At 39.0% G+C, this 23,490-nt stretch carries 21 protein-coding genes and 1 riboswitch; of the genes, 18 read left to right on the forward strand and 3 right to left on the reverse strand.

What is annotated here, in order from left to right; all coding sequences use genetic code 11:
* Positions 1-145: 145 nt before the first annotated feature.
* The 3 genes from LG372_RS03400 to tsf all read left to right on the forward strand — a co-directional run bounded on the left by LG372_RS03400 (position 146) and on the right by tsf (position 3,612).
* Complete coding sequence (locus LG372_RS03400; RefSeq protein ID WP_049491227.1) at positions 146-1,357, forward strand: aminoacyltransferase; 1,212 nt, start codon at positions 146-148, stop codon at positions 1,355-1,357.
* A 356-nt stretch (positions 1,358-1,713) separates the two neighbouring features.
* Positions 1,714-2,493, forward strand: coding sequence for a 30S ribosomal protein S2 (gene rpsB / locus LG372_RS03405; protein WP_000268469.1), 780 nt, complete (start codon positions 1,714-1,716; stop codon positions 2,491-2,493).
* A 78-nt stretch (positions 2,494-2,571) separates the two neighbouring features.
* Positions 2,572-3,612, forward strand: coding sequence for a translation elongation factor Ts (tsf, locus tag LG372_RS03410; RefSeq protein WP_000808071.1), 1,041 nt, complete (start codon positions 2,572-2,574; stop codon positions 3,610-3,612).
* 121 nt (positions 3,613-3,733) lie between these two features.
* Here the strand turns inward: tsf and cysK are convergent, their stop codons facing one another.
* The 3 genes from cysK to LG372_RS03425 all read right to left on the reverse strand — a co-directional run bounded on the left by cysK (position 3,734) and on the right by LG372_RS03425 (position 5,850).
* Positions 3,734-4,660, reverse strand: coding sequence for a cysteine synthase A (gene cysK, locus LG372_RS03415; protein WP_225742138.1), 927 nt, complete (start codon positions 4,658-4,660; stop codon positions 3,734-3,736).
* 95 nt (positions 4,661-4,755) lie between these two features.
* Positions 4,756-5,199, reverse strand: coding sequence for a PH domain-containing protein (locus LG372_RS03420; protein ID WP_225742139.1), 444 nt, complete (start codon positions 5,197-5,199; stop codon positions 4,756-4,758).
* Between the two features lie 15 nt (positions 5,200-5,214).
* Entirely contained in the window at positions 5,215-5,850 is a 636-nt protein-coding gene (locus LG372_RS03425) for a YigZ family protein (protein ID WP_225742140.1), read from the reverse strand.
* Between the two features lie 56 nt (positions 5,851-5,906).
* Between LG372_RS03425 and LG372_RS03430 the strand changes: the two genes are divergently transcribed.
* From LG372_RS03430 to LG372_RS03500, 15 genes are all read left to right on the forward strand, one after another.
* Positions 5,907-7,205, forward strand: a complete 1,299-nt coding sequence (locus LG372_RS03430) for a DEAD/DEAH box helicase (protein WP_225742141.1) — start codon at positions 5,907-5,909, stop codon at positions 7,203-7,205.
* A complete protein-coding gene (locus LG372_RS03435; RefSeq protein WP_225742142.1) occupies positions 7,202-7,864 on the forward strand; it encodes a ComF family protein in 663 nt (220 codons plus the stop codon). The genes LG372_RS03430 and LG372_RS03435 overlap by 4 nt, the downstream gene beginning before the upstream one ends.
* Before the next feature lie 79 nt (positions 7,865-7,943).
* Complete coding sequence (hpf, locus tag LG372_RS03440) at positions 7,944-8,492, forward strand: ribosome hibernation-promoting factor, HPF/YfiA family (protein ID WP_000599102.1); 549 nt, start codon at positions 7,944-7,946, stop codon at positions 8,490-8,492.
* A gap of 135 nt (positions 8,493-8,627) precedes the next feature.
* A complete protein-coding gene (locus LG372_RS03445) occupies positions 8,628-10,601 on the forward strand; it encodes a DHH family phosphoesterase (protein WP_225742143.1) in 1,974 nt (657 codons plus the stop codon).
* Entirely contained in the window at positions 10,598-11,050 is a 453-nt protein-coding gene (rplI, locus tag LG372_RS03450) for a 50S ribosomal protein L9 (RefSeq protein ID WP_000864213.1), read from the forward strand. Before LG372_RS03445 ends, rplI begins: the two co-directional genes overlap by 4 nt.
* Positions 11,051-11,093: 43 nt before the next feature.
* A complete protein-coding gene (gene dnaB, locus LG372_RS03455; protein ID WP_004263550.1) occupies positions 11,094-12,446 on the forward strand; it encodes a replicative DNA helicase in 1,353 nt (450 codons plus the stop codon).
* 1 nt (position 12,447) lies between these two features.
* On the forward strand, positions 12,448-12,714 hold the full coding sequence (locus tag LG372_RS03460) for a Veg family protein (RefSeq protein ID WP_001278169.1): 267 nt from the start codon (positions 12,448-12,450) through the stop codon (positions 12,712-12,714).
* 88 nt (positions 12,715-12,802) lie between these two features.
* A complete protein-coding gene (locus LG372_RS03465) occupies positions 12,803-13,942 on the forward strand; it encodes an SH3 domain-containing protein (RefSeq protein ID WP_225742144.1) in 1,140 nt (379 codons plus the stop codon).
* 261 nt (positions 13,943-14,203) lie between these two features.
* Positions 14,204-17,101 (forward strand): SIALI-17 repeat-containing surface protein, encoded by a 2,898-nt coding sequence (locus LG372_RS03470; protein WP_225742145.1) that lies wholly within the window; start codon positions 14,204-14,206, stop codon positions 17,099-17,101.
* 118 nt (positions 17,102-17,219) lie between these two features.
* Positions 17,220-19,853 carry a DNA polymerase I gene (gene polA, locus LG372_RS03475; RefSeq protein WP_225742146.1) on the forward strand — a complete coding sequence of 878 codons (2,634 nt, stop codon included), beginning with the start codon at positions 17,220-17,222 and terminating at the stop codon, positions 19,851-19,853.
* A gap of 102 nt (positions 19,854-19,955) precedes the next feature.
* Positions 19,956-20,058, forward strand: a riboswitch (TPP riboswitch).
* Between the two features lie 68 nt (positions 20,059-20,126).
* Positions 20,127-20,417, forward strand: coding sequence for an MTH1187 family thiamine-binding protein (locus LG372_RS03480; protein WP_000647659.1), 291 nt, complete (start codon positions 20,127-20,129; stop codon positions 20,415-20,417).
* Entirely contained in the window at positions 20,380-21,138 is a 759-nt protein-coding gene (locus LG372_RS03485) for an ABC transporter permease (protein ID WP_225742147.1), read from the forward strand. Before LG372_RS03480 ends, LG372_RS03485 begins: the two co-directional genes overlap by 38 nt.
* Before the next feature lie 38 nt (positions 21,139-21,176).
* Positions 21,177-22,184: an ABC transporter substrate-binding protein gene (locus LG372_RS03490; protein ID WP_225742148.1), complete on the forward strand. Its 1,008-nt coding sequence runs from the start codon at positions 21,177-21,179 to the stop codon at positions 22,182-22,184.
* Positions 22,184-22,912, forward strand: coding sequence for an ABC transporter ATP-binding protein (locus LG372_RS03495; RefSeq protein WP_004261902.1), 729 nt, complete (start codon positions 22,184-22,186; stop codon positions 22,910-22,912). The genes LG372_RS03490 and LG372_RS03495 overlap by 1 nt, the downstream gene beginning before the upstream one ends.
* A gap of 118 nt (positions 22,913-23,030) precedes the next feature.
* Positions 23,031-23,489, forward strand: coding sequence for a CtsR family transcriptional regulator (locus tag LG372_RS03500; protein ID WP_225742149.1), 459 nt, complete (start codon positions 23,031-23,033; stop codon positions 23,487-23,489).
* The last annotated feature ends 1 nt before the right edge of the window (position 23,490 follow it).

Genomic DNA, 23,490 nt, shown 5'->3' on the forward strand with positions numbered 1-23,490 from the left:
GGAAAAATTAATTTCATTATATAATTACTTGAACTTATTTTCTATTTTTATAATTATTTAATTAAAGTAAAATGAAATGTAGAGATTTAGTACGAGTGTAGCATGTTAATAAAAAATGGTTTCTAAGGGAGTCGGTGTTGAAGTTATGTTTAGGTATAAAATAAATGTTGATGCTAAAGAGTGGGATTTATTTTTAGAAAATCATCCTCAAGGAAATTTATTGCAGAGTAGTGATTGGTCCAAGATAAAGGATACTTGGGGGAACGAGAGAGTTGGCTTTTATAAAGATAATCAATTAGTTGGAGTAGCAAATATCTTAATTCAGCCGCTACCATTAGGACTTTCTATGTTTTATATTCCACGAGGTCCAGTAATTGACTATGAAGATAAAGAACTTCTGAAATTTGTTCTTTTAACGTTGAAAAAACTTGCTAAAAAAAGCCATGCAATAATGGTTAAATTTGACCCAAGTTTATTTATCAGTAGAGGTCTTATTGACCAAGAAACTGTCCAAAATTCTATGGCTTTAGCAATTGTCGAAGAACTGAAAAAAAATAAAGTTTATTGGACAGGCTTAACAAAGGATATGGCAGAAAATATACAACCACGTTTTCAAGCTAATATTCATAAAGAAAATTTCTCACTGGATCAACTTTCTAAGTCTACTAGACAGGCCATCCGAACTGCAAGAAATAAAGGATTAGAAGTAAAATTTGGTGGACTTGATTTATTAGATGAATTTTCATTTTTAATGAAGAAAACAGAGTCTCGCAAGAATATCAGTTTACGAGGCAAAGATTATTATCAGAAGTTACTGGATACTTATCCTGATCACTCCTTTATCACACTGAGCTATTTAGATCTACCTAATAGACTGAAAGAAGTTGAGCAACAATTCGAAAAGAATCTAAAAACAGCGCAGAAGTTTACAGATAAAACGAAAGAAGGTAAAATAAAAGAGAATCAGCAAGAGAGAAAACGATTAAAGGAAGAAATTTCTTTTCTTAAGAACCATATTGACAGAGGGGATAGTATTGTCCCATTGTCTGGTACTTTAACTATCGAATTTGGGAAAACTTCTGAGAACTTATATGCTGGAATGAATGAAGAATTTAAACACTATCAACCTGCTATTCCTACATGGTTTGAGACAGCTCAACATTCTTTTGAACGAGGGGCTGAGACTCATAATATGGGTGGAATTGAAAACAATTTAGAGGGTGGGTTAATTAACTTTAAATCCAAGTTTAATCCTACTATCGAGGAATTTGCTGGTGAGTTTAATTATCCAACTAGTTCATTATATTTTTTGTTTAATCTAGCTTATAAAATTCGTAAGAAACTTCGAAGTAGATAAAATAAACTAATGATTTTGCCACTATATTAAATTTTAAAAAATTTAGCTATTAGAGCATCCCAGCAGTATATGTTGGGATGCTTTAAATTTAGAGTTTTTATTAGTAATTTAATGCTAAATTCCCAAACTAATTTCCACTTTGGCCATCCAAGTGGAAGTTACTTTGAGAAGTTAGCAGAAACTATCTACTTTAAAAATCTACTAAAATCACTTGAAAATATTGGAAAAGTATGGTAAAATGAAACTTGTCGTGTGAACGATAATACTCATTCTTGATGAATTGTGAAACAGTTGCCCTTGGGTCGTTTTGCGAGTTGAAGTTAAGAAGAGGAAAAAAACAAAAAGGAGAAATACTCATGGCAGTAATTTCAATGAAACAACTTCTTGAGGCTGGTGTACACTTTGGTCACCAAACTCGTCGCTGGAACCCTAAGATGGCTAAGTACATCTTCACTGAGCGTAACGGAATCCACGTTATCGACTTGCAACAAACTGTAAAATACGCAGACCAAGCATACGATTTCATGCGTGATGCAGCAGCTAACGATGCAGTTGTATTGTTTGTTGGTACTAAGAAACAAGCGGCTGATGCAGTTGCTGAAGAAGCAGTACGTTCAGGTCAATACTTCATCAACCACCGTTGGTTGGGTGGAACTCTTACAAACTGGGGAACAATCCAAAAACGTATCGCTCGTTTGAAAGAAATCAAACGTATGGAAGAAGATGGAACTTTCGAAGTTCTTCCTAAGAAAGAAGTTGCACTTCTTAACAAACAACGTGCACGTCTTGAAAAATTCTTGGGTGGTATCGAAGATATGCCTCGTATCCCAGATGTGATGTACGTAGTTGACCCACATAAAGAGCAAATCGCTGTTAAAGAAGCTAAAAAATTGGGAATCCCAGTTGTAGCGATGGTTGACACAAATACTGATCCAGATGATATCGATGTAATCATCCCAGCTAACGATGACGCTATCCGCGCTGTTAAATTGATCACAGCTAAATTGGCTGACGCTATCATTGAAGGACGTCAAGGTGAAGATGCAGTAGCAGTTGAAGCAGAATTTGTAGCTTCTGAAGCTCAAGCAGATTCAATTGAAGAAATCGTTGAAGTTGTAGAAGGCGACAACGCTTAATTCATATAAATAGTAATTACCTAGGAGGGCGGGGCTTAGCCCGGCTCTCCTATTTTTAAAAAATATAGGAGAATCAAAATGGCAGAAATTACAGCTAAACTTGTAAAAGAGTTGCGTGAAAAATCTGGTGCCGGTGTTATGGACGCTAAAAAAGCGCTTGTAGAAACAGACGGTGACATCGAAAAAGCGATTGAATTGCTTCGTGAAAAAGGTATGGCTAAGGCAGCTAAGAAAGCTGACCGTGTTGCTGCAGAAGGTTTGACTGGTGTTTATGTTAACGGTAATGTTGCAGCAGTTATTGAAGTAAACGCTGAAACTGACTTCGTTGCGAAAAACGCTCAATTCGTTGAATTGGTAAATACTACAGCTAAAGTTATTGCTGAAGGAAAGCCTGCTAATAATGAAGAAGCACTTGCTTTGACAATGCCTTCAGGTGAAACTCTTGAAGCTGCATACGTATCTGCAACAGCAACTATCGGAGAAAAAATCTCATTCCGTCGCTTTGCATTGATTGAAAAAACAGATGCACAACACTTTGGTGCTTACCAACATAATGGTGGACGTATCGGTGTTATTTCAGTTGTTGAAGGTGGAGACGAAGCACTTGCTAAACAATTGTCAATGCACATCGCAGCGATGAAACCAACAGTTCTTTCTTACAAAGAATTGGATGAGCAATTCGTTAAAGATGAGTTGGCACAATTGAACCACGTAATCGACCAAGATAATGAAAGCCGTGCAATGGTTAACAAACCAGCTCTTCCACACTTGAAGTATGGATCAAAATCTCAATTGACTGATGAAGTGATTGCTCAAGCTGAAGCTGACATCAAAGCTGAGTTGGCTGCAGAAGGTAAACCAGAAAAAATCTGGGACAAAATCATCCCAGGTAAAATGGATCGCTTCATGCTTGACAACACTAAAGTTGACCAAGCTTACACACTTCTTGCACAAGTATACATTATGGATGACAGCAAGACAGTTGAAGCATATCTTGAATCAGTTAACGCTTCAGTAGTTGAGTTCGCTCGCTTTGAAGTTGGTGAAGGTATCGAAAAAGCTGCAAACGACTTCGAAGCTGAAGTTGCAGCTACAATGGCAGCAGCCTTGAATAACTAATAATAAAAAGGAAGCCAAATTGCTTCCTTTTTTCTATGCAGTCGATCTTTATAGGGAGATGTTCCTACTTTTAAGGTATAAATAAAAAGCCCTATAATAAGGGCTAAGTGTATTTAGGAGACTACACTTCAAATTCATAGAGTGCTGTAGACAAATAACGTTCGCCGTTATCTGGTGCTAGAGCAAGGACTTTCTTACCTGTACCTAATTTCTTGGCAACTTCAATTGCTCCGTAGATAGCTGCAGCTGAAGAAATACCAACAAGGAATCCTTCTTTTCCACCAATTTCATGGCCGAGTGCTAGTGCATCGTCTGATGTTACACGAACGATACCATCATAAGCCTTTGTATCCAGTGTATCAGGAATAAATCCAGCTGAGATACCTTGAATTTTGTGTGGTCCAGGTTTTTCACCAGATAGAATAGCAGATTCGTCTGCCTCTACTGCAAAAACTTGAATGTTAGAATTTGCTGTTTTGAGTGCATGAGAAACCCCAGAAATTGTTCCACCAGTACCAACTCCAGCAACAAAGGCATCTAATCCATCTTTACCGAAAGCAGCTAGTATTTCAGCTCCTGTTGTTCTTTCATGTACTTCTGGATTAGCTGGATTGTCAAATTGAAGAGGAAGGAAACCATCACGTTCAGCAGCGATTTCTTGAGCTTTAGCAATAGCGCCTTTCATTCCTTCACTACCAGGAGTTAGGACGAGTTCAGCACCATAAGCTTGGATAATCTTACGTCGTTCTACGCTCATAGTTTCAGGCATAACGATGACGACTTTATACCCTTTAGCAGCACCTACCCATGAAAGTCCAATACCAGTGTTTCCACTTGTTGCTTCAACAATTGTAGAACCTGGTTTCAAAATACCGTCTTGTTCAGCTTTTTCAATCATGCTAAGAGCAATACGATCTTTTACAGAGGAACCAGGGTTGAATGCTTCAAGCTTTACATAGACGTCCGCAGCCCCTTCTGGCACGATGTTGTTGAGTTTAACAATCGGTGTTTGTCCGATTAGTTCAGTAATGTTGTTATAAATAGCCATAATACACCTCTTTGTATAAGATATTTCTAGTATAACGCTATCTATACCATTTGTAAAATATAGAAATCCTATCGAAGTGATAGGATTTTTTTATATCATAGGTCTAAGCCGTTAATTTTCAAGCGATTGTGATAAGCTAATTCTAGTAAATAGGTGTAAAGTGGAACGATATCCGTTTTCTTGGGAAATTCAAATTTATGGGAACTAAAATGCTCATTATGTGCTTTTAGAAAGACATTTTCTAAATAAGTAATAGTAATTTCACTATCATCTATACCTGCTCCTGCAGTTTCCATTTCAACGTTAATAATGTTCATTAAAAAGATTGATTTGATAGACATCTTACGACCAGTAGCGCCTTGTTTATCTGTAAAGATAATACGGATATTTGTAAATATAATTGAGTCACGAATCAGTTTATATCCACTTTGAATTTCTTCATTTTCTAGTAGATATTGTCTATATTCTTTGATAAGAGTTTCTTTGTTTTGCTCGCTAAAGTTACCAGCCAGTCCCTGAATGAATTTACCAAATGCCATATTTTTCTCCTTTGTTTACACTAAGTTTACAGGAACTTCAACTTCTCGTAAACCTTGATCAGTTAAAGTGACTTTTCCATTAAAAAACTCTACAAGTGCAGCTTTAATAGTTTCTTTTTCTTCTTTATCAACATAAATCATCGTATCGACTTGATCTGTAAAGTTTGTCTCAAGTTCCGTAAGATCATGTTCCTTAAGAAAGTTGCTATACTCTTGGTACTGAGCATAAGACATTTGAATAGCAATGCCAGCTTGTTCCTTTATTTCAATGATGCCAATTTCTTTGACAGCTAAGGCAACACTGCCGGCGTAAGCACGAATCAATCCTCCAGCGCCTAGCTTAATGCCTCCAAAGTAGCGTGTCACTACTACACAGACATTAGTAAGATTGTGATTTTCTAGTACTCCAAGCATAGGAACGCCAGCAGTACCACTGGGTTCACCATCATCACTTGTCCGTTTAATTTCACTACGTTCCCCAATAATAAAGGCTGAGCAGTTATGCGTAGCTTTGTAGTGTTCTTTTTTGATGGCAGTAATAAAGTCCCGAGCCTCTTCTTCGCTATAAACACGCTTTGCATGACAGATAAAGCGTGATTTTTTAATTTCTTCTTGGACTTGACCGTCCTCTTTAATTGTTCTAAATTCCATGATTTAATTGTACTAAAAAATCATCTAAAGCGCTAGGTTTTTACGAATAAAGAAGTATGAAAGTAAATCCAAATTATCTCGGTCGGTTGTTTACGGAGAATGAATTAACAGAAGAGGAACGTCAGTTGGCGGAGAAACTTCCAGCAATGAGAAAGGAGAAAGGGAAACTTTTCTGTCAACGTTGTGATAGTGCTATTTTAGATGAATGGTATTTGCCCATCGGTGCTTACTATTGTCGGGAGTGCTTAATTATGAAGCGAATTAGGAGTGATCAAGCTTTATACTATTTCCCACAGGAGGATTTTCCGAAGCAAGATGTTCTTAAATGGCGTGGTCAATTAACTCCTTTTCAAGAGAAGGTGTCAAAGGGATTGATTCAAGCGGTAGATAAGCAGGAACCAACCTTGGTTCACGCTGTAACAGGAGCTGGAAAGACAGAGATGATTTACCAAGTTGTGGCCAAAGTGATTGATGAAGGTGGTGCAGTTTGTTTGGCCAGCCCTAGAATCGATGTGTGTTTGGAGCTATATAAGCGACTGCAAGATGATTTTGCTTGCGAGATAGCTTTACTACACGGAGAATCAGAACCATATTTTCGAACACCACTAGTTGTTGCAACGACTCATCAGCTGTTAAAATTTTATCATGCTTTTGATTTGCTAATAGTGGATGAAGTAGATGCTTTTCCTTATGTTGACAACCCTACGCTTTACCATGCTGTCAAGAATAGTGTAAAGAAGAATGGCTTGAGAATCTTTTTAACGGCGACTTCTACAGATGAGTTAGATAAGAAGGTCCGTTTAGGAGAATTAAAACGATTGAGCTTGCCAAGACGATTTCATGGAAATCCGTTGATTATTCCAAAACCAGTTTGGTTATCGGATTTTAATCACTGTTTAGAGAAAAATCGGTTGTCACCAAAGTTAAAGTTTTATATTGAGAAACAGAGAAAGACAGGTTATCCGTTACTCATTTTTGCTTCAGAAATTAAGAAAGGGGAGCAATTGAAAGAAGTCTTACAGAAGGAATTTTCGCATGAGAAAATTGGTTTTGTGTCTTCAGTTACGGAAGATCGATTAGAGCAGGTGCAAGCTTTTCGAGATGGAGAACTGACAATACTTATCAGTACGACAATCTTGGAGCGTGGAGTTACCTTCCCTTGTGTGGATGTTTTTGTAGTAGAAGCCAACCATCGTCTGTTTACCAAATCTAGTTTGATTCAGATTGGTGGACGAGTTGGACGAAGCATGGATAGACCGACAGGAGATTTGCTTTTCTTCCATGACGGGTTAAATGCTTCAATCAAAAAGGCAATTAAGGAAATTCAACAGATGAATAAGGAGGCGGGTCTATGAAGTGTTTATTATGTGGGCAGACTATGAAGGCTGTTTTAACTTTCAGTAGTCTTTTACTTCTGAAGAATGATGCCTCCTGTCTTTGTTTAGATTGTGATTCTACTTTTGATAGGATTGGAGAAGAGAACTGTCCAAACTGTATGAAAACAGGATTGTCAACAAAGTGTCAAGATTGTCAATTTTGGTGTAAAGAAGGAGTTGAAGTCAGTCATAGAGCGATTTTTATTTACAATCAAGCTATGAAGGATTTTTTCAGTCGGTATAAGTTTGATGGAGACTTCCTTTTAAGAAAAGTCTTTGCTTCAGTTTTAAGTGAGGAGTTAAAAAAGTACAAAGAGTATCAATTTGTTGTAATTCCCCTAAGTCCGGAAAGATTGCTCGAGAGGGGATTTAACCAGGTTAAAGGTTTAGTTGAAGCAGCAGGGTTCTCTTTTCAAGACTTACTAGAGAAGAGAGAAGAGCGAGCTAGTTCTTCCAAAAATCGTTCAGAACGCTTGGCAACAGAACTTCCCTTCTTTGTCAAAAGTGGAGTCACTATTCCTAAAAAAATCCTACTTATAGATGATATCTATACTACTGGAACAACTATAAATCGTGTGAAGAAACTGTTGGAAGAAGCTGGTGCTGAGGATGTAAAAACATTTTCCCTTGTAAGATGAGGAAAAAATTTGCAAAAATAAAATGAAAGCGTTATAATGAAATCAGAAAAACAAAAATGTTTAGAAAGAAGGTACTCATATGATTAAGTATAGTATCCGTGGTGAAAACCTAGAAGTAACAGAAGCAATTCGTGATTATGTAGTTTCTAAACTCGAAAAGATCGAAAAGTATTTTCAAGCTGAACAAGAGTTGGATGCTCGAGTTAACTTGAAGGTGTATCGTGAAAAAACTGCTAAAGTGGAGGTGACGATTCCACTTGGTTCAATTACTCTTCGTGCAGAAGATGTGTCTCAAGATATGTATGGTTCAATTGACCTTGTAACCGATAAAATTGAACGTCAGATTCGTAAAAATAAAACAAAAATCGAGCGTAAAAATAAAAACAAGGTAGCAACTAGTCAATTATTTACAGATGCTTTGGTGGAAGATACAAATGTTGCCCAATCCAGAGTTGTTCGTTCAAAACAAATTGATTTAAAACCAATGGATTTGGAAGAAGCTATTCTACAGATGGATTTGTTGGGACATGATTTCTTTATCTATGTGGATGTTGAAGATCAGACAACCAATGTGATTTATCGTCGTGAAGATGGCGAGATTGGCTTGTTAGAAGTTAAAGAATCTTAATTTCAATATGTGTAAAGGAAGGTTTACTAAATTGTAAACCTCCTTTTTCTTATAATTGATAGAATTACTGATTACACTTTTAAAAAGTCGCTTTTTAGTGGTTATTATGGTATAATGGGTGCCAAGAGGTTTGGAATGAAAAAATTTTATGTAAGTCCTATTTTCCCCTTAATATTAGGAATAGTGGCGTTCGGAGTGCTATCTGTGCAACTTGTTTTTGTAACGAATACACTGGTAACGCTATTTCTTTTGCTACTTATTTTGGGTTCATATATTTTACTATTCATCCATCAGAGAGACTACTACTCAAAGAGTGAAGTAGAACAAATCCAGTATGTAAACCACCAAGCTGAAGATAGTTTGACAACTTTGTTAGAACAGATGTCTGTCGGAGTTATTAAACTAGACTTATCGTCAGGTGAAGTTGAATGGTTCAATCCTTACGCTGAATTGATTTTGACTAATGAAGTGGGGGAGATTGATGTTGCATTAATTCAAACAATTATAAAGGCGTCTGTGGGGAATCCAGGTTCTTATGCCACCTTGGGTGAGACTCGCTATTCGGTTCATATGGACAAGGTATCTGGTGTTCTTTACTTCTTTGATGTGTCTGGAGAATACGAAGCGACTGTTGAGTTAGTGACGAGTCGTCCGGTTATTGGAATTGTTTCCGTTGATAACTATGACGATTTAGAAGATGCGACATCGGAGTCTGACATTAGTCATATTAACAGTTTTGTAGCCAATTTTGTTTCAGAATTTGCTGGGAAGCACGCCATGTTCTCCCGTCGAGTAAGTATGGATCGTTTTTATCTGTTTACGGACTACACGGTGCTTGAGGGCTTGATGAATGATAAATTTTCTGTTATTGATGCATTCAGAGAAGAGGCGAAACAGAGACAGTTGCCTTTGACCTTAAGTATGGGATTTTCTTATGGTGATGGAAATCATGATGAGATAGGGAAAGTTGCATTGCTCAACTTGAACTTGGCTGAAGTGCGTGGTGGCGACCAAGTGGTTGTTAAGGAAAACGACGAAACGAAAAATCCAGTTTATTTTGGTGGTGGGTCTGCTGCCTCAATCAAACGTACACGGACTCGTACGCGTGCTATGATGACGGCTATTTCAGATAAGATTCGTAGTGTGGATCAGGTTTTTGTAGTTGGTCACAAAAATCTAGATATGGATGCTCTTGGCTCTGCTGTAGGTATGCACTTGTTTGCCAGCAATGTGACTGAAAATAGTTATGCTATTTATGACGAAGAACAAATGTCGCCGGATATTGAACGAGCTGTTTCATTCTTAGAAAAAGAAGGAGTTACAAAGTTGTTGTCTGTTAAGGACGCAATGGGGATGGTGACCAATCGTTCTTTGTTGATTCTTGTAGACCATTCAAAGACAGCTTTAACTTTATCAAAAGATTTTTATGATTTATTTACCCAAACCATCGTCATCGACCACCACAGAAGGGATCAGGATTTTCCAGATAATGCGGTTATTACTTATATCGAAAGTGGTGCAAGTAGTGCCAGTGAGTTGGTAACGGAATTGATTCAGTTCCAGAATTCTAAGAAAAATCGTTTGAGTCGTATGCAAGCAAGTGTTTTAATGGCTGGTATGATGTTGGATACTAAAAATTTCACCTCACGAGTGACTAGTCGGACATTTGATGTTGCTAGCTATCTCAGAACGAGAGGAAGTGATAGTATTGCTATCCAAGAAATTGCTGCGACAGATTTTGAAGAATATCGTGAGGTCAATGAATTGATTTTACAGGGGCGTAAATTAGGTTCAGATGTACTAATAGCAGAGGCTAAGGACTCGAAATGTTATGATACAGTTGTTATTAGTAAGGCAGCAGATGCCATGTTAGCTATGTCAGGTATTGAAGCGAGTTTTGTTCTTGCGAAGAATACACAAGGATTTATCTCTATCTCAGCTCGCAGTCGTAGTAAGCTGAATGTACAACGGATTATGGAAGAGCTGGGAGGTGGAGGCCACTTTAATTTGGCAGCAGCTCAAATTAAAGATGTAACCTTGTCAGAAGCAGGTGAAAAACTGACAGAAATTGTATTAAATGAAATAAAGGAAAAGGAGAAAGAAGAATGAAAGTAATCTTTTTAGCAGATGTTAAAGGAAAAGGTAAAAAAGGCGAAATTAAGGAAGTACCAACAGGGTATGCACAAAACTTTCTTATCAAAAAGAATTTAGCAAAAGAAGCAACTGCTCAAGCTGTAGGTGAACTTCGTGGTAAACAAAAATCAGAAGAGAAAGCTCACGCTGAGATGATTGCAGAAGCAAAAGCAATTAAAGCCCAACTAGAAGCAGAGGAAACTATTGTAGAATTTGTTGAAAAAGTTGGTCCAGATGGTCGTACCTTTGGTTCCATTACCAATAAGAAAATTGCAGAAGAATTGCAAAAGCAATTTGGAATTAAGATTGATAAACGTCATATCCAAGTACAAGCTCCGATTCGAGCAGTTGGTTTGATTGATGTACCAGTGAAAATCTATCAAGATATTACAAGTGTAATCAATCTTCGTGTGAAAGAAGGGTAAATTTACACTTTCTTGACAAGATTGTAAAAGGAAGGGAAGTCTGATGGCAGAAGTAGAAGAGTTACGAGTACAACCTCAAGATATCTTAGCTGAGCAATCCGTTTTAGGGGCTATCTTTATTGACGAGAGTAAGCTTGTTTTTGTGCGAGAATATATTGAATCTCGGGACTTTTTTAAGTATGCCCATCGTTTGATTTTCCAAGCTATGGTCGATTTATCCGATCGTGGCGATGCTATAGATGCAACAACGGTTCGTACCATTCTTGATAATCAAGGTGATTTACAGAATATTGGTGGCCTGTCTTACCTGGTTGAGATTGTCAATTCTGTGCCAACTTCTGCTAATGCGGAGTATTATGCTAAGATTGTTGCAGAGAAGGCCATGCTACGTCGATTAATCTCCAAGTTGACAGAGTCTGTCAATCAAGCTTACGAGGCTTCGCAACCAGCTGATGAAATCATTGCTCAGGCAGAAAAAGGCCTGATTGATGTCAGCGAAAATGCTAATCGAAGTGGATTTAAGAACATTCGAGATGTGTTGAATATCAACTTTGGAAATCTGGAAGCTCGCTCGCAACAAACGACCGATATTACAGGTATTGCGACAGGTTATCGTGATTTGGATCATATGACGACTGGTCTTCATGAGGAGGAGTTGATTATCTTAGCAGCTCGTCCGGCGGTTGGTAAGACAGCCTTTGCCTTGAATATTGCTCAGAATATTGGGACTAAGTTGGACAAAACAGTTGCTATTTTTTCACTCGAAATGGGTGCGGAAAGTCTAGTGGACCGTATGTTGGCGGCAGAAGGTTTGGTGGAATCGCATTCTATCCGTACGGGTCAATTGACTGATGAGGAGTGGCAAAAATATACCATTGCTCAAGGGAATCTAGCTAATGCAAGTATCTATATCGATGATACGCCAGGGATTCGGATTACAGAGATTCGTTCTCGTTCTCGTAAACTGGCTCAAGAAACTGGAAATCTTGGTTTGATTTTAATAGACTATTTGCAGCTTATCACGGGAACTGGTCGGGAAAATCGTCAACAAGAGGTTTCAGAAATTTCACGTCAGTTGAAAATTTTAGCTAAGGAACTGAAGGTTCCAGTAATCGCTCTAAGTCAGCTTTCTCGTGGTGTAGAACAACGTCAGGATAAGAGACCGGTCTTGTCTGATATTCGTGAATCTGGGTCTATTGAGCAGGACGCTGATATCGTAGCCTTTCTTTATCGCGACGATTACTATGAGCGTGGTGGTGAAGAAGAGGAAGGCATACCGAATAATAAGGTAGAAGTTATTATCGAGAAAAACCGTAGTGGAGCTCGTGGAACGGTGGAATTAATTTTCCAAAAAGAATACAATAAATTTTCAAGTATCTCAAAGAGGGAGGCATAAGATGTCAGATGCATTTACAGATGTTGCCAAGATGAAAAAAATCAAAGAAGAAATCAAGGCACATGAGGGACAAGTCGTAGAAATGACTTTGGAGAATGGTCGTAAGCGCCAAAAAAATAGATTGGGTAAGCTAATTGAGGTTTATCCATCCCTATTTATCGTTGAATTTGGGAACGTTGAAGGAGATAAACAAGCTAATGTTTACGTTGAATCCTTTACTTACTCAGATATCCTTACAGAAAAGAATTTGATTCATTATCTTGACTAAAGTGAGAAATTTTCTCACTTTTTCTTTTTTCTCCGAATAGTTTAAGTGAAGGGAATCTTCGATTTATATTATTTTTCAAGGAGGAAGAATGAAAATTTCACCATTTAAAGTAGCAGAGACAAGGTTTTCTATTAGAAAGTCAGTTAAAAAGGTTGTTCCTTTTTTAGTAGTAGGGCTGATGTTGTCGGCTGGAGAAAGTGTTCATGCAAACAGTTCTTATGCTCGTGGAGATGATTATCCTGCTTATTATAAAAATGGGAGTCAGAGTATTGATAAGTGGAGGATGTATTCTCGTCAGTGTACTTCATTTGCTGCTTTTCGCTTGAGTGGAGTAAATGGTTTTGAGCTTCCAGGAGCTTATGGTAATGCTGGTGAATGGGGTTATCGTGCTCGTCGTGAAGGTTATCGTGTAGATAATACACCAGCTATCGGATCTATTGCTTGGTCTACTGCAGGAGGTTATGGCCATGTTGCTTGGGTTTCAAATGTGATGGGAGATAATATAGAAATTGAGGAATATAACTATGATTATAAAGGTAATTATAATAAACGAATTGTAAAAGCAAACAAGATGACCGGTTTTATTCATTTTAAAGATTTATCAAGCAATTCTAAAGAAGTCCCAAGCAGTTCAAAAGATTCGACAAGCAATCATGTTGTGACCAGTCAATCGTCATCTTTGATGAAAGGAACTCATTATTTTAAGGTGGAGACTCCTATTAAAGATCAACCATTATTGAATGCAACTCCACTTGCATATTATTCTCCAGGTGAGAGTGTTCATTATGATCAGGTGATAGAAAAGGATGGTTACAAGTGGTTGAGTTATATTTCTTATAGCGGGAGTCGACGTTATATTCAGTTGGAGGGAGTGACTTCGTCACAAAATCAATCAGTAAATAAATCTAATCATGGTTCAAATAATGGATTGACTGTGGGTTGGATGAAAATAAATGGTAGTTGGTATTATTTCAAATCAGATGGTTCTAAGGCGACGGGATGGCTGAAAGATGGTTCTACCTGGTATTATTTGAAATCATCTGGTGAAATGCAGACAGGCTGGTTACAGGAGAAAGGATTTTGGTATTATCTAGATGATTCAGGGGCAATGAAAACGGGCTGGTATCAAGTCTCTGGTAAGTGGTATTATTCTTACTCTTCAGGTGAGCTAGCTGTTAATACAATAGTAGACGGTTATACTGTAAATCATAATGGTGAGTGGATTTAATTTTAAGTAATTGAATCTGAACAGGAGAGAAATCTCCTGTTTTTTTGTTTAAACTAGAGTTTTTATGAAGAGTTAAGATATCTGAATTGGATTCGAAACTATAATTTGCTATAGAAAATGAAAGTGATGAAAAGAAAGAAAAAAAGAAAGCTAGTAAAACATGCGTTACTTTCTTGAAGTTTTTTATAGCCTCAAAATACATTATATTAATAATAAAGTATATATAATATAACATATTTCTTGATTTCACTCAAAAAAAAAATGATTTTAACCAGTTTGGCTAGTGTAGCTGTTTTAGGTACTACATTTGTTGCATCTCAACCGTCAGTTGTGAAAGCTGATGACAAACCTACAGCTGCTCAACCTACTGGAGAAACTAAGCCTACACTTACGGCTGAAACTCCAAAAACTGAGGTAGAAAAAGCAAAAGAAACTGAAAAAGAAGCTAATGCTAAATCTAAAGCAGCTGAAGCTGACGCTAAAGCAAAAGAAGAAGCAGCCGCAAAAGAAGAAGCAGAAGCTAAAGAAGGTTTAACTGAAGCTTTGAAACAAATGCCTGATAACGAATTGCTTGATAAAAAAGCAAAAGAAGAATTATTAAAGGCTGTTGAGTCTGGTGAATTAAGTGCCTCTGATATTCTTGCTGAGTTAGCAGATGATGCTGAAAAAGCACAAGATACTAATCCAACAATTAAAACAGAAACTCCTGTATCTAAGGACAAGCTTCCTGAAGAGGTTCAAGCGGGAATTGATGAAGGTGAAGCAGCGGATGCTGCTCGTCCTGCATCAGAAAAATTGCAAGACAAAGCTGATGATTTAACTGAAACAATTGAAAACTTAACGGATGATGCTGAGAAATTAAAAGCTGATGCTGAAAAGAAAGCTGAAACACTAAAAAAACAGGAAGATACTTTAAAAGAAGCAAAAGAAGCTCTTAAATCCGCTAAAGATAACGGATTTGCTGAAGATATCACAGCACCATTAGAAAAAGCTGTAACTGCGATTGAAAAAGAACGTGATACTGCCAAATCTGAATTTGACGAAGCTGCTGAGAAAGTTCAAGATGCTACAGCTGAAATTCAAGATTTAACTGAAAAACGTGATAATCTTCTTGAAGAAGTAAAAAAAGCAGAAGCAAAAGAAGCTGCAGAACCAGCTAAACCAGCAGAAGAAACTCCAGAGGAAGAAGCTGAACCAACCGAAGCTGAAAAAGCTGCTAAAGCTAAAGCAGAAGCTGATGCTAAAGTTGCTGAAGAAGCTAAAAAAGTAGAAGAAGCTACAGCTAAAGCTAAAAAAGAAGCTGTTGATGTAACTGCTGCTGAGACTGCAAAAGCAGAAGCAGACAAAGCTAAAGCTGATGCAGAAGCTGAATTAGCTAAGGCTAAAGAAGAAGCAGCTAAAGCAAAAGCTAAAGTTGAAGAAGAAGTTAAAAAAGAAGAAGACGCTAAAAAAGAAGAAGCAGATAACTTAGAAGCTTTGAAAGGTGCTTTAGAGCAACTTGAAAAAAAAGCTGAAGATAAAGTCAACAAGGATGCTAGCATCAAGCCAGAAGATAAAGCGAAAGCTATCGAAGAAGCAAAAGCTGAAATCGGTAAAGAAGCTTTATTAAAAGCGATTGAAGATGGAGTTCTTACAGCTACTCAAGCTATAGATGAATTCCTCAACGATGCTAACACAAAAGATAAAGCTCCTGAAGCTTATAAAACTAAAGAATTAACTGCTGACGAAACTAAAAAAATTGAAGAAGCAGCTAAAAAAGAAGCTTCTAAACCAATTGTCAAAAAACTTACAGACATTGCTGATGATTTAGCTGAAAAAATTGAAAAATTAACTAAAGAAGCTGAGGAAGATAAGGCTGACGCTGCTGAAAAAGCTAAGGTAGTAGAAGAGAAAAATGCTACATTAGAGAAACAAAACGAAACTTTAGAAAAAGCTAAAACTGCTCTTGAAACTGCTAAGAAATACAATGCGGATCAAGCTATCCAAGATGGATTGCAAGATGCTGTAACTAAACTAGAAGTTTCAGTTGCTTCTGCTAAAGCAGCAGCTGAAGAAGCTAAGGCCAATTTCGACGAAGTGAACGAAGCAGTTCAAGAGGATGACGATGCAATTGCCAAACTAACTGAGAATTACAACGCAACTTTAGGTTACATCGAAAACTTAAAAGAAGTTCCTAAGGGTGAAGAATCGAAAGACTTTAGTGGTGGTGTAAGTCCTAGTGATGCACCTTCTGATGATGCTAAACAACCTGACCAAGTTCCAAGTGCTCCTAACTCTCCTGAATTCAACGGTGGTGTGAATCCTAGTGACTCTCCTGCTGGGGATAATGGCTCTGATTTCAATGGTGGGGTAAATGATGCAACACCTCCTACTGTAGCTGATGCTCCTGAATATAGTGGAGGAGTTAATGCGGCTGATGCTCCTGTAGCTGAGGTAGCCCCTGAATTCACTGGAACTCTTGCAACCAATACACCTGTGAATGAAAATGGAGAAGCATTATTGCCTCCTGTAGCTGCGGTAGCTCAAGAATTCACTGGAACTCTTGCAACCAATACACCTGTGAATGAAAACGGAGAAGCATTATTATCTCCTGTAGCTGCGGTAGCTCCAGAATTCAACAGTGGAGTTAATAGTTTAGAAGCAGCTGTTAATGAAGTTCCAGAATATAAAGGTGGTGCTAATTTTGTCTTAGCAGCTGTTAACGAAGTTCCAGAATATACAGGGCCTTTATCTACAAATGGTGAAGACGCTACAGTGAATAATGTTCCTGCATACGGAGAAACCGGCGCCCCAGCAATTACTGAAGTCCCAGCATATGCAGAGACAGGCGCCCCAGCAATTACTGAAGTCCCAGCGTATGCAGAGACAGGCGCCCCAGCAATTAACGAAGTTCCAGCGTATGCAGAGACAGGTGCCCCAGCAATTACTGAAGTTCCAGCGTATGCAGAAACCGACGCCCCAGCAATTAACGAAGTTCCAGAATATACTCTTACAACAGCAGGTACTAACAAGGATAATACTTATCAAGCACCAGCAGCAAAAGCAGAAGATAAAAAAGAACTTCCAAATACTGGTGGTAAAGATAATGCTGCAGTTGCATCATTAGGATTCCTTGGATTGTTCCTTGGTGCCCTTCCATTTGTGAAACGTAAAAACTAATTCATTTCGTAGTTTGAAAGAGAGGGAGTAACTTCCTTCTCTTTTTTAGATTATCTTAGTTTCTCTCAGGGAACTCTTCCCAATGGTATTTTTTGGTGCTTTCCTTTATAATGGGTGTATGGATAAGAAAAAATTATTATTGATTGATGGGTCTTCTGTTGCTTTTCGGGCGTTTTTTGCGCTCTATCAGCAGTTAGACCGTTTTAAGAATGCGGCTGGTTTGCATACCAATGCGATTTATGGCTTTCAGTTGATGTTGAGCCACTTGTTGGAACGGGTTGAGCCGAGTCATATTTTGGTGGCTTTTGATGCGGGTAAGACGACCTTCCGTACAGAGATGTATGCGGACTATAAGGGTGGTCGGGCTAAGACTCCTGATGAGTTTCGTGAGCAATTTCCCTTCATTCGTGAGTTGCTGGATCATATGGGGATTCGTCATTATGAGTTGGCTCAGTATGAGGCGGATGACATCATTGGGACGCTGGATAAACTAGCTGAGCAGGATGGTTTTGATATTACCATTGTCAGTGGGGACAAGGACTTGATTCAGCTGACGGATGAGCATACGGTGGTTGAGATTTCCAAGAAAGGTGTGGCTGAGTTTGAGGCCTTTACGCCAGAATATCTTATGGAAAAGATGGGCATCACACCGACTCAGTTTATCGATCTCAAGGCGCTCATGGGTGATAAGTCGGATAATATCCCTGGGGTGACCAAAATCGGTGAAAAGACGGGTATCAAGCTCTTGCTGGAGCATGGTTCGCTTGAGGGGATTTATGAAAATATCGATGGGATGAAGGCTTCTAAGATGAAGGAAAATCTCATCAATGATAAGGAACAGGCCTTTTTGTCTAAAACACTGGCGACCATTGATACCAAGGCACCGATTGAGATTGGTTTGGAGGATTTGGTCTATAGTGGTCCAGATGTTGAAAACCTTGGGAAATTCTACGATGAGATGGGCTTCAAACAGCTCAAGCAGACTTTAAATGCATCGTCAGCTGAAGTGGCTGAGAGTTTGGACTTTACTATTGTTGACCAAATCAGTCAAGACATGCTGAGTGAAGAGTCTATCTTCCATTTTGAGCTTTTTGGTGAGAATTACCATACGGATGATTTGGTTGGTTTTGCCTGGTCTTGTGGGGAAAAGCTCTATGCTACAGACAAGCTTGAGCTTTTTCAGGAACCTATTTTCAAGGATTTCTTAGAAAAAACATCTTTGAAAATTTATGATTTTAAAAAATCCAAGGTTCTCTTGCATCGTTTTGGTGTGGATTTGCAGGCTCCTTCCTTTGATAGCCGCTTGGCTAAATACCTCCTTTCGACTGTGGAGGACAATGAAATTGCGACCATCGCTAGTCTTTATGGTCAGACTTATTTGGTCGATGATGAGACTTTCTATGGTAAGGGTGTCAAAAAAGCCGTTCCTGAACGCGAGAAATTCTTGGAACATTTGGCTCGTAAGATTGCAGTTTTGGTCGAAACAAAGCCTATTTTACTTGAAAAGCTCAGCGAAAATGGGCAATTAGAGCTTCTTTATGATATGGAGCAACCTCTGGCTTTTGTCCTTGCCAAGATGGAAATTGCTGGGATTACGGTCAAGAAAGAGACCTTGCTTGAGATGCAGGCTGAAAATGAGCTTGTCATTGAAAAACTGACTCAGGAGATTTATGAACTGGCTGGTGAGGAGTTTAATATTAACTCGCCTAAGCAGTTGGGCGTGCTTCTCTTTGAAAAATTGGGACTTCCTCTAGAATACACTAAGAAAACCAAGACAGGTTACTCGACAGCGGTGGATGTCTTGGAGCGTCTGGCTCCGATTGCACCGATTGTTAAGAAAATCCTGGATTACCGTCAGATTGCTAAGATTCAGTCTACTTATGTGATTGGCTTGCAGGACTGGATTTTGGCTGATGGCAAGATTCATACTCGCTATGTGCAGGATTTGACCCAGACTGGGCGTCTGTCTAGTGTGGATCCAAACTTGCAAAATATCCCTGTGCGCTTGGAGCAAGGCCGTCTCATTCGTAAGGCTTTTGTGCCTGAGTGGGATGATAGTGTGCTACTCAGCTCCGACTATTCTCAGATTGAATTGCGCGTTTTGGCGCATATCTCTAAAGATGAGCACTTGATTAAGGCCTTCCAAGAGGGGGCTGATATCCATACCTCAACAGCCATGCGTGTCTTTGGCATTGAGCGTCCCGAGGATGTGACTGCAAACGACCGTCGAAATGCCAAGGCCGTTAACTTTGGAGTGGTTTACGGGATTTCAGACTTTGGTTTGTCTAATAATTTGGGAATTAGTCGTAAGGAGGCCAAAGCCTACATTGATACCTACTTTGAACGCTTTCCAGGTATTAAAAACTACATGGATGAAGTGGTGCGTGAGGCGCGTGATAAGGGCTATGTAGAGACACTTTTCAAGCGTCGTCGTGAGTTGCCAGATATCAATTCGCGCAACTTTAATATTCGTGGTTTTGCGGAGCGGACAGCTATCAACTCTCCTATTCAGGGTTCGGCGGCAGATATTCTCAAGATTGCCATGATTCAGCTAGATAAAGCCTTGGTTGCAGGTGGTTATCAGACTAAGATGCTGTTGCAAGTGCACGATGAAATCGTCCTTGAAGTGCCTAAATCGGAACTAGCAGAGATGAAAAAATTGGTCAAACAAACTATGGAAGAAGCCATTCAACTCAGTGTTCCCCTCATCGCAGATGAAAATGAAGGGACAACTTGGTACGAAGCTAAATAAAAAAGCTATATAGAGTTTGAAGCACTTGTTTTCAAACTCTTTTTCATGTTTTTCTGTAAGCAGTTTCCTTGACATTTTTTTTGTTTTGCGCTATCATATGTCCATATAATATATGGGAGTCTGTGTACAGTCTGAGAGGAAGTGTTAAACTTCGACCGCACCTGATCTGGGTAATGCCAGCGTAGGGAACGATACTTAGTCTAATCTTGACCTTTTCCATATATGGTAAAGGTTTTTCTTTTTGTCAAAGGAAAACGAGAAGAGGAGGTTCTTATGAAAGCAAGCATAGCCTTGCAAGTTTTACCCTTGGCACAGGGAATTGATCGGATTGCTGTTATTGATCAGGTCATTGCTTATCTGCAAGCTCAAGAAGTGACTATGGTGGTGACACCATTTGAAACGGTCTTGGAAGGGGAGTTTGATGAGCTTATGCGCATTCTCAAAGAAGCGCTAGAAGTGGCAGGGCAGGAGGCAGATAATGTCTTTGCCAATGTCAAAATAAATGTAGGAGAGATTTTAAGTATTGATGAGAAACTTGAAAAGTATACTGAGACGACACATTAGTCTATTGGGCTTTCTAGGAGTCTTGTCAATCTGGCAGTTAGCAGGTTTTCTTAAACTTCTCCCCAAGTTTATCCTGCCGACACCTCTTGAAATCCTCCAGGCCTTTGTGCGTGATAGAGAATTTCTCTGGCACCATAGCTGGGCGACCTTGAGAGTGGCTTTACTAGGTCTAATTTTGGGAGTCTTGATTGCCTGTCTCATGGCTGTGCTCATGGATAGTTTGACTTGGCTTAACGATCTGATTTACCCTATGATGGTGGTTGTCCAGACCATTCCGACCATTGCCCTAGCTCCTATCCTGGTCTTGTGGCTCGGTTATGGGATTTTACCCAAGATTGTCTTGATTATCTTGACGACTACTTTTCCTATCATCGTTAGCATTTTGGACGGTTTTAGGCATTGTGATAAGGATATGCTGGCCTTGTTTAGTCTGATGCGGGCCAAACCTTGGCAAATCCTGTGGCATTTTAAAATTCCAGTGAGTCTGCCTTACTTTTATGCAGGTCTGAGGGTCAGTGTCTCCTACGCTTTTATCACAACAGTGGTATCTGAGTGGTTGGGAGGCTTTGAAGGACTAGGTGTCTACATGATTCAGTCCAAGAAACTGTTTCAGTATGATACCATGTTTGCTATTATTATTCTGGTATCGATTATCAGTCTTCTTGGTATGAAGTTGGTCGATATCAGTGAAAAATATGTTATTAAATGGAAACGTTCGTAGAATTAGAACGTTTCTGAAAAAGAAAAGAGGAAATTGAAATGAAGAAAACATGGAAAGTGTTTTTAACTGTTTTAACAGCTCTTGTAGCTGTTGTGCTTGTAGCTTGTGGTCAAGGAACTGCTTCTAAGGATAATAAGGAAGCAGAACTTAAGAAAATCGACTTTATCTTAGACTGGACACCAAATACCAACCACACAGGGCTTTATGTGGCTAAGGAAAAAGGTTATTTCAAAGAAGCTGGAGTGGATGTTGATTTGAAATTGCCACCAGAAGAAAGTTCTTCTGATTTGGTTATCAATGGTAAGGCACCATTTGCAGTCTATTTCCAAGACTACATGGCTAAAAAATTGGAAAAAGGAGCAGGAATTACTGCCGTTGCAGCTATCGTAGAGCACAATACATCAGGAATTATCTCTCGTAAATCTGACAATGTAGCTAGTCCAAAGGACTTGGTTGGTAAGAAATATGGTACATGGAATGACCCAACTGAACTTGCTATGTTGAAAACTTTGGTAGAGTCACAAGGTGGGGACTTTGATAAAGTCGAAAAAGTACCAAACAACGATTCAAACTCTATCACACCGATTGCCAATGGAGTATTTGACACTGCTTGGATCTACTATGGATGGGATGGTATCCTTGCAAAATCTCAAGGCGTAGAGGCTAACTTCATGTATTTGAAAGACTACGTCAAGGAATTTGATTACTACTCACCAGTTATCATCGCAAACAACGACTACCTCAAAGACAACAAAGAAGAAGCACGCAAAGTTATCCAAGCTATCAAAAAAGGTTACCAATATGCTATGGAGCATCCAGAAGAAGCAGCTGATATCCTCATCAAGAATGCACCTGAACTTCAGGAAAAACGTGACTTTGTCATCGAATCTCAAAAATACTTGTCAAAAGAATACGCAAGCGACAAGGAAAAATGGGGTCAATTTGACGCAGCTCGCTGGAATGCCTTCTACAAATGGGATAAAGAAAATGGTATCCTTAAAGAAGACTTGACAGACAAAGGATTCACCAACGAATTTGTGAAATAATGACAGAAATTAGACTAGAACACGTCAGTTATGCCTATGGTCAGGAGAGGATTTTAGAGGATATCAACCTACAGGTGACTTCAGGTGAAGTGGTTTCCATCCTAGGCCCAAGTGGTGTTGGTAAGACTACGCTTTTCAACTTAATTGCGGGGATTTTAGAAGTTCAGTCAGGGAGAATTGTCCTTGATGGTGAAGAAAATCCCAAGGGGCGTGTGAGTTATATGTTGCAAAAGGATCTACTCTTGGAGCACAAGACGGTGCTTGGTAATATCATTCTTCCCCTCTTGATTCAAAAGGTGGATAAGGCAGAAGCTATTGCTCGCGCAGATGAAATTCTTGCGACTTTCCAGTTGACAGCTGTAAGAGATAAATACCCTCATGAACTCAGTGGTGGGATGCGCCAGCGTGTGGCCTTGCTTCGTACCTATCTTTTCGGTCACAAGCTCTTTCTCTTAGATGAAGCCTTTAGCGCCTTGGATGAGATGACCAAGATGGAACTACACGCTTGGTACCTTGAGATTCACAAGCAGTTGCAGCTAACAACCTTGATCATCACGCATAGTATCGAGGAGGCCCTTAATCTCAGCGACCGCATCTATATCTTGAAAAATCGCCCTGGGCAGATTGTTTCAGAAATTAAACTAGATTGGTCTGAAGGTGAGGACAAGGAAGTTCAAAAGATTGCCTACAAACGTCAAATCTTGGCAGAATTAGGCTTAGATAAGTAGAAAAATAGGGAGTTGGTGAAGATTATCCTTTACCAGCGCCCTTTTTCTTTTAAAAATGAGAAAATTTCGGTATAATAGTCAAAGATAGTCAAGGTTTAAAGAGAGAGGTGGGTTTGTAATGAGATTTAAAAATACATCGGATCATATTGAGGCCTACATCAAGGCGATTTTAGATCAATCTGGAATTGTGGAGTTGCAACGGAGTCAGTTGGCAGATACTTTTCAGGTTGTTCCTAGTCAGATTAACTATGTGATCAAGACGCGCTTTACTGAAAGTAGAGGCTACTTGGTTGAAAGTAAACGTGGTGGCGGAGGCTACATTCGTATAGGACGGATTGAGTTTTCTAGTCATCATGAAATGCTCAGGGATCTGCTTTACTCAATTGGTGAGCGGGTCAGTCAAGAAATTTATGAGGATATTCTACAGCTTTTGGTTGAGCAGGAATTGATGACCAAGCAGGAGATGAATTTGCTGGTAGCAGTAGCTTTGGATCGCGTTCTAGGAGAAGAAGCTCCAGTTATTCGTGCTAATATGCTACGACAGGTCATACAAGAGGTAGATAGAAAAGGGAAGTAAG

The organism is Streptococcus sp. Marseille-Q5112 (assembly GCF_916700555.1).
Lineage (GTDB): Bacteria > Bacillota > Bacilli > Lactobacillales > Streptococcaceae > Streptococcus > Streptococcus symci.

What these genes read in the sequence shown, in the direction of transcription:
- LG372_RS03400 (WP_049491227.1), top strand. Translation starts at nt 146, where the DNA reads ATGTTTAGGTATAAAATAAATGTTGATGCTAAAGAGTGGGATTTATTT.
- rpsB (WP_000268469.1), top strand. Translation starts at nt 1,714, where the DNA reads ATGGCAGTAATTTCAATGAAACAACTTCTTGAGGCTGGTGTACACTTT.
- tsf (WP_000808071.1), top strand. Translation starts at nt 2,572, where the DNA reads ATGGCAGAAATTACAGCTAAACTTGTAAAAGAGTTGCGTGAAAAATCT.
- cysK (WP_225742138.1), bottom strand. Translation starts at nt 4,660, where the DNA reads ATGGCTATTTATAACAACATTACTGAACTAATCGGACAAACACCGATT.
- LG372_RS03420 (WP_225742139.1), bottom strand. Translation starts at nt 5,199, where the DNA reads ATGGCATTTGGTAAATTCATTCAGGGACTGGCTGGTAACTTTAGCGAG.
- LG372_RS03425 (WP_225742140.1), bottom strand. Translation starts at nt 5,850, where the DNA reads ATGGAATTTAGAACAATTAAAGAGGACGGTCAAGTCCAAGAAGAAATT.
- LG372_RS03430 (WP_225742141.1), top strand. Translation starts at nt 5,907, where the DNA reads ATGAAAGTAAATCCAAATTATCTCGGTCGGTTGTTTACGGAGAATGAA.
- LG372_RS03435 (WP_225742142.1), top strand. Translation starts at nt 7,202, where the DNA reads ATGAAGTGTTTATTATGTGGGCAGACTATGAAGGCTGTTTTAACTTTC.
- hpf (WP_000599102.1), top strand. Translation starts at nt 7,944, where the DNA reads ATGATTAAGTATAGTATCCGTGGTGAAAACCTAGAAGTAACAGAAGCA.
- LG372_RS03445 (WP_225742143.1), top strand. Translation starts at nt 8,628, where the DNA reads ATGAAAAAATTTTATGTAAGTCCTATTTTCCCCTTAATATTAGGAATA.
- rplI (WP_000864213.1), top strand. Translation starts at nt 10,598, where the DNA reads ATGAAAGTAATCTTTTTAGCAGATGTTAAAGGAAAAGGTAAAAAAGGC.
- dnaB (WP_004263550.1), top strand. Translation starts at nt 11,094, where the DNA reads ATGGCAGAAGTAGAAGAGTTACGAGTACAACCTCAAGATATCTTAGCT.
- LG372_RS03460 (WP_001278169.1), top strand. Translation starts at nt 12,448, where the DNA reads ATGTCAGATGCATTTACAGATGTTGCCAAGATGAAAAAAATCAAAGAA.
- LG372_RS03465 (WP_225742144.1), top strand. Translation starts at nt 12,803, where the DNA reads ATGAAAATTTCACCATTTAAAGTAGCAGAGACAAGGTTTTCTATTAGA.
- LG372_RS03470 (WP_225742145.1), top strand. Translation starts at nt 14,204, where the DNA reads ATGATTTTAACCAGTTTGGCTAGTGTAGCTGTTTTAGGTACTACATTT.
- polA (WP_225742146.1), top strand. Translation starts at nt 17,220, where the DNA reads ATGGATAAGAAAAAATTATTATTGATTGATGGGTCTTCTGTTGCTTTT.
- LG372_RS03480 (WP_000647659.1), top strand. Translation starts at nt 20,127, where the DNA reads ATGAAAGCAAGCATAGCCTTGCAAGTTTTACCCTTGGCACAGGGAATT.
- LG372_RS03485 (WP_225742147.1), top strand. Translation starts at nt 20,380, where the DNA reads ATGAGAAACTTGAAAAGTATACTGAGACGACACATTAGTCTATTGGGC.
- LG372_RS03490 (WP_225742148.1), top strand. Translation starts at nt 21,177, where the DNA reads ATGAAGAAAACATGGAAAGTGTTTTTAACTGTTTTAACAGCTCTTGTA.
- LG372_RS03495 (WP_004261902.1), top strand. Translation starts at nt 22,184, where the DNA reads ATGACAGAAATTAGACTAGAACACGTCAGTTATGCCTATGGTCAGGAG.
- LG372_RS03500 (WP_225742149.1), top strand. Translation starts at nt 23,031, where the DNA reads ATGAGATTTAAAAATACATCGGATCATATTGAGGCCTACATCAAGGCG.